This is a genomic window from Oleiagrimonas sp., assembly GCF_027858935.1.
Classification (GTDB): Bacteria; Pseudomonadota; Gammaproteobacteria; order Xanthomonadales; family Rhodanobacteraceae; genus Oleiagrimonas.
The window spans coordinates 1-3,959 of sequence record NZ_JAQIBU010000018.1 but is presented as its reverse complement, the minus strand read 5'-3'; the positions used below and the strand labels follow the sequence as shown (position 1 = coordinate 3,959).

General features: G+C 60.7%; 5 protein-coding genes and 1 pseudogene. 4 read left to right on the top strand and 2 right to left on the bottom strand.

Translation table 11 applies throughout. The features are described from left to right. Positions 1–833, bottom strand: an 833-nt coding sequence (locus PF446_RS00895) for a Clp protease N-terminal domain-containing protein (protein ID WP_298068776.1), incomplete at its 3' end; no start/stop codon positions are given. 68 nt (positions 834–901) lie between these two features. Beyond that, on the bottom strand, positions 902–1,228 hold the full coding sequence (gene clpS, locus PF446_RS00890) for an ATP-dependent Clp protease adapter ClpS (RefSeq protein WP_298068774.1): 327 nt from the start codon (positions 1,226–1,228) through the stop codon (positions 902–904). Between the two features lie 131 nt (positions 1,229–1,359). Between clpS and PF446_RS00885 the strand changes: the two genes are divergently transcribed. The 4 genes and pseudogenes from PF446_RS00885 to pgi form a co-directional block, all read left to right on the top strand. Further along, on the top strand, positions 1,360–1,857 hold the full coding sequence (locus tag PF446_RS00885) for an NUDIX hydrolase (RefSeq protein ID WP_298068772.1): 498 nt from the start codon (positions 1,360–1,362) through the stop codon (positions 1,855–1,857). After that, on the top strand, positions 1,854–2,981 hold the full coding sequence (gene mnmA, locus PF446_RS00880) for a tRNA 2-thiouridine(34) synthase MnmA (protein WP_298068770.1): 1,128 nt from the start codon (positions 1,854–1,856) through the stop codon (positions 2,979–2,981). Before PF446_RS00885 ends, mnmA begins: the two co-directional genes overlap by 4 nt. A 75-nt stretch (positions 2,982–3,056) precedes the next feature. After that, positions 3,057–3,680, top strand: a complete 624-nt coding sequence (gene hflD, locus PF446_RS00875; protein ID WP_298068768.1) for a high frequency lysogenization protein HflD — start codon at positions 3,057–3,059, stop codon at positions 3,678–3,680. A gap of 67 nt (positions 3,681–3,747) precedes the next feature. Then, a pseudogene (gene pgi, locus PF446_RS00870) lies at positions 3,748–3,959 on the top strand (glucose-6-phosphate isomerase); the annotation flags it as partial.

The window sequence follows — 3,959 nt, the reverse complement described above, 5'->3', positions numbered from 1 at the left end:
TTCTTGAGCTGGCCGATCACTGCCTTCAGTCGCTTTTCGAAATCGCCGCGATACTTGGTTCCAGCCACCAGTGCTCCCAGGTCGAGCGCCCAGATGGTGCTTTCGGCCAACACTTCGGGTACGTCGCCCTCGACGATGCGCTTGGCCAGGCCTTCTGCCAGTGCGGTCTTGCCGACGCCTGCCTCGCCCACGTAGAGCGGATTGTTCTTGCGCCGGCGACACAACACCTGAATGGTGCGCTCGACTTCCTCCTGGCGTCCGATCAACGGGTCGATACGACCTTCGCTGGCCAATGCGTTCAAGTTGTTGGCAAATTCTTCAAGAGGATTACTGGCCGCATCGGCCGCGCTGTCTTCACCCTCGCGTTGTTCCGTGGAGGAAGCTGCATCCGCGTCCTCGCCGATACGCGCAATGCCGTGAGAAATGAAATTGACCACATCCAGCCGGGTAACCTCCTGCTGGTGCAGGAAATACACGGCGTGTGAATCCTTCTCTCCGAAAATGGCCACCAGCACGTTGGCACCGGTAACTTCCTTTCGGCCGGAGGACTGCACGTGGTAGACCGCACGCTGCAGCACGCGCTGGAAACCCAGCGTGGGCTGGGTGTCGCGCTCGTCACCCTCGAGCAGGCCGGGCACGGTCTCCTCGATGATCTTGCGCAGCGCATCGCCAAGCCGGCCAAGGTCGACATTGCAAGCACGCAGCACGGTCGTTGCCGATGCGTTATCCAGCAACGCAAGCAGCAGGTGTTCCACGGTCATGAACTCGTGACGCTGTTCCCGCGCCGACTTGTAGCACTGGCCGATGGTGATTTCGAGATCCTTGCTGAACATCCGGATCATCTCCTGATTGGGAGTCTGCATTCCGCCGCGGGCGGTCTATGTGCTGTAGATGGGGCCGGTCAGAGTTTTTCCATAGTGCACATCAACGGATGCTGATGGGTCCTTGAATACTCATTTACCTGAGTGACCTTGGTTTCCGCAACCTCACGCGAAAACACACCGCACACGCCCTTGCCGCGCGTGTGTACATGAAGCATGACCTGCACTGCCCGTTCCTGGTCCATGCCGAAAAAGCCGCGCAGCACATCAATCACGAAATCCATGGGCGTGTAGTCGTCGTTGACCAGTACCACCTGATACATCGGTGGCTCAGCCAGTTCGGGCTTGACCGACTCGACGGCAATGCCGTGTTCCTGCTCGTGATCGTTTTCGGGGGAATGCGCCATAACTTGTGAAATTGTCCTCTATTCCTGGTCGATTATACGCGCGCCCACGGCGTGGTATCGATCGCCCCTCTTATGAAAGAAAGTAGTGGCACAATGATCACTTTTCCACGCCATGTACGTGAATTTCCCGTATGAACGACGCCAACGACGACGCTGACCCGATCTGGTGCCCACACGTCACTGTGGCCAGTGTGGTTGCGGATGAGAACGGACGCTACCTCATGGTCGAGGAGACGGTCGGCGGAGCCATCTGCTACAACCAGCCTGCCGGCCACCTGGAACCCGGGGAGTCACTGCTCGCGGCAGCGTTGCGCGAGACCCTCGAGGAAACCGGATGGCATATCGAATTGACCCATCTGATCGGCGTGCACCAGTGGTACAGCCCGCACCACGGCGACCATATCGTGCGATTCAGCTTTTCCGGCCGACCACTAGCGCACGCGCCTGAGCAGACTCTGGATGAGGGTATCCTTGGCCCCTTGTGGCTGGAGTACGGCGATATTGTTGCCCTGGGTGACAGGCTTCGCAGTCCTCTGGTCCTGCGCAGCATCGATGCCTGGCTTCGCGGTCAGCGCTTGCCCCTGACAGCCATCGACTGCTTGCTCGAAGGCACGGAAACCCGCGCATGAAAGTCATGCTCGGCATCTCTGGCGGCGTGGACTCCTCGGTTGCGGCCCTGCGCCTGCTTGAGGACGGGCATGACGTCGAAGGCCTGTTCATGCAGAACTGGGAGGAAGATGACCGCGATGCCGGGACGTGTACCGCGGAAACCGACCGCAAGGATGCCGTGTCGGTGTGTGGCCGATTGGGCATCCCGTTCCATGGCCGTAATTTCGCAGCCGAGTACTGGGATGGGGTTTTCGAGCATTTCCTCGCCGAATATCGTGCCGGGCGCACGCCCAACCCCGATGTGCTGTGCAACCGCGAGATCAAGTTCCGCACCTTCCTTGACCATGCCCTGTCGCTGGGCGCCGAAAAGATCGCGACCGGCCACTATGCGCGTATTGACCGCCACCAGGGAGCCTGGCGTCTGCTGCGTGCGGTCGATCGCAACAAGGACCAGACCTACTTCCTGCATGCATTGGGGCAGGAACAGTTGGCCTCGACGATCTTTCCGATCGGCGATCTGGACAAGATCGAGGTGCGTCGACGGGCCGCCGAGGCCGATTTGCCCACGCATGCGAAGAAGGATTCCACGGGCATCTGCTTCATTGGTGAACGTGATTTCCGCAGCTTCCTCTCACAGTACATCCCGGCCCGTCCGGGCCTGATGTGCACGCCACAGGGTGAGGTGCTGGGCGAACACCAGGGCGTGATGTACTACACGCTCGGCCAGCGCAATGGTCTCAACATCGGCGGGCGCCGCAATGCCTCTGGAGACCCCTGGTATGTTGTGGGCAAGCGGGTCTCCGAGAATGTGCTTTATGTTGCCCAGGGGGGCGACAACAAATGGCTGATGTGCCGCACGGCACAGGCCTCGCAGCCGAACTGGATTGCTGGTAGGCCACCGGGCGCCGGTTTTCGCTGTACGGCCAAGGTGCGTTACCGGCAAAACGACCAGGACTGCGTGGTGGAAGTCGATGGCGACCGGGTCACGGCACGGTTCGATCAGCCACAACGAGCGGTGACACCGGGGCAGTCGATCGTGTTCTACCATGGCCAGGCATGCCTGGGCGGGGCCGTCATCGAGGCGACCGATGCAGCATTCGGCAGTTTGTCGCAGCACACGCCAGTGGAGGCTGGTCAGACATGAAGTGTTTGCATCCGGTACGGGTTGTCGGACATGCTCTCCGTTTTGCACTGACTCGTGCGATGGAGATGCTCACGCATGAATGAAGATCGCGCACTGGCGCTGGCCGGCGTGTTTCAGGGCTGTTCCCTGGCCCATCAACTGGCCACGCGTGGAAGTTGCGACGAAACTGCATTGGAAGCATCGCTCGCCAGTGTCTTTCGTATTGATGCAGCCAGTGTGCCGGACGTGTTCGGCGGCATTGCAGGTGTTCGTCTGGGCCTGCGAGCGCTGTCGACGCAGCTGGACGCCAACCGCCAGGACATGGCCGTTGCACGGATGGTGGTTACGGTGCTTCGCCTTGAACGTACCTTCTCGGGCCGTCGCCGGCTGGTCGACAACCTCAAGGAAGGTATCGTTGCCGCACAACGCCAGGCCGACCATTTCGGTCTCGCTCACGCTACGGTGATTGGGCGTCTGGCCGAGTTGTACGTCTCGACCCTGTCCATTCTCCGCCCACGGGTGATGGTCAGCGGATCGCCTCTGGTCCTGCAGCAACAGAACAATGTCGAACGCATCCGCGCTGCCCTGCTCTGCAGTGTGCGCGCGGCGGTCCTGTGGCGCCAGGTCGGCGGCCGGCAATGGCAACTTTTGTTGCAACGCAAGCAATACGCCATGCTCGCACGCGGATTGCTGACGGGCGCTACGTTGGACAGTGGTTGAGCCCCCGCAGCCGATGCACCACAGTACAGACCCTGACCACGCAAAGCCCACACTGCCAAGGAAGCCCATGAGCACGTTACGCGATAAAGCCACATGGCAATCCCTCGCCCGACACCATGAGAGCATGCGCAAGCGCCAACTGCGGGATCTGTTTGAACGTGATCCCGAACGCGCCGCCCGTTTCACTGTTCAAGCCGCCGGCTGGCGCCTGGACTATTCCAAGCACCGGATCGATACAACCACGCTCGAAAGGCTGTTCAAGCTGGCCCGGGCCTGTGA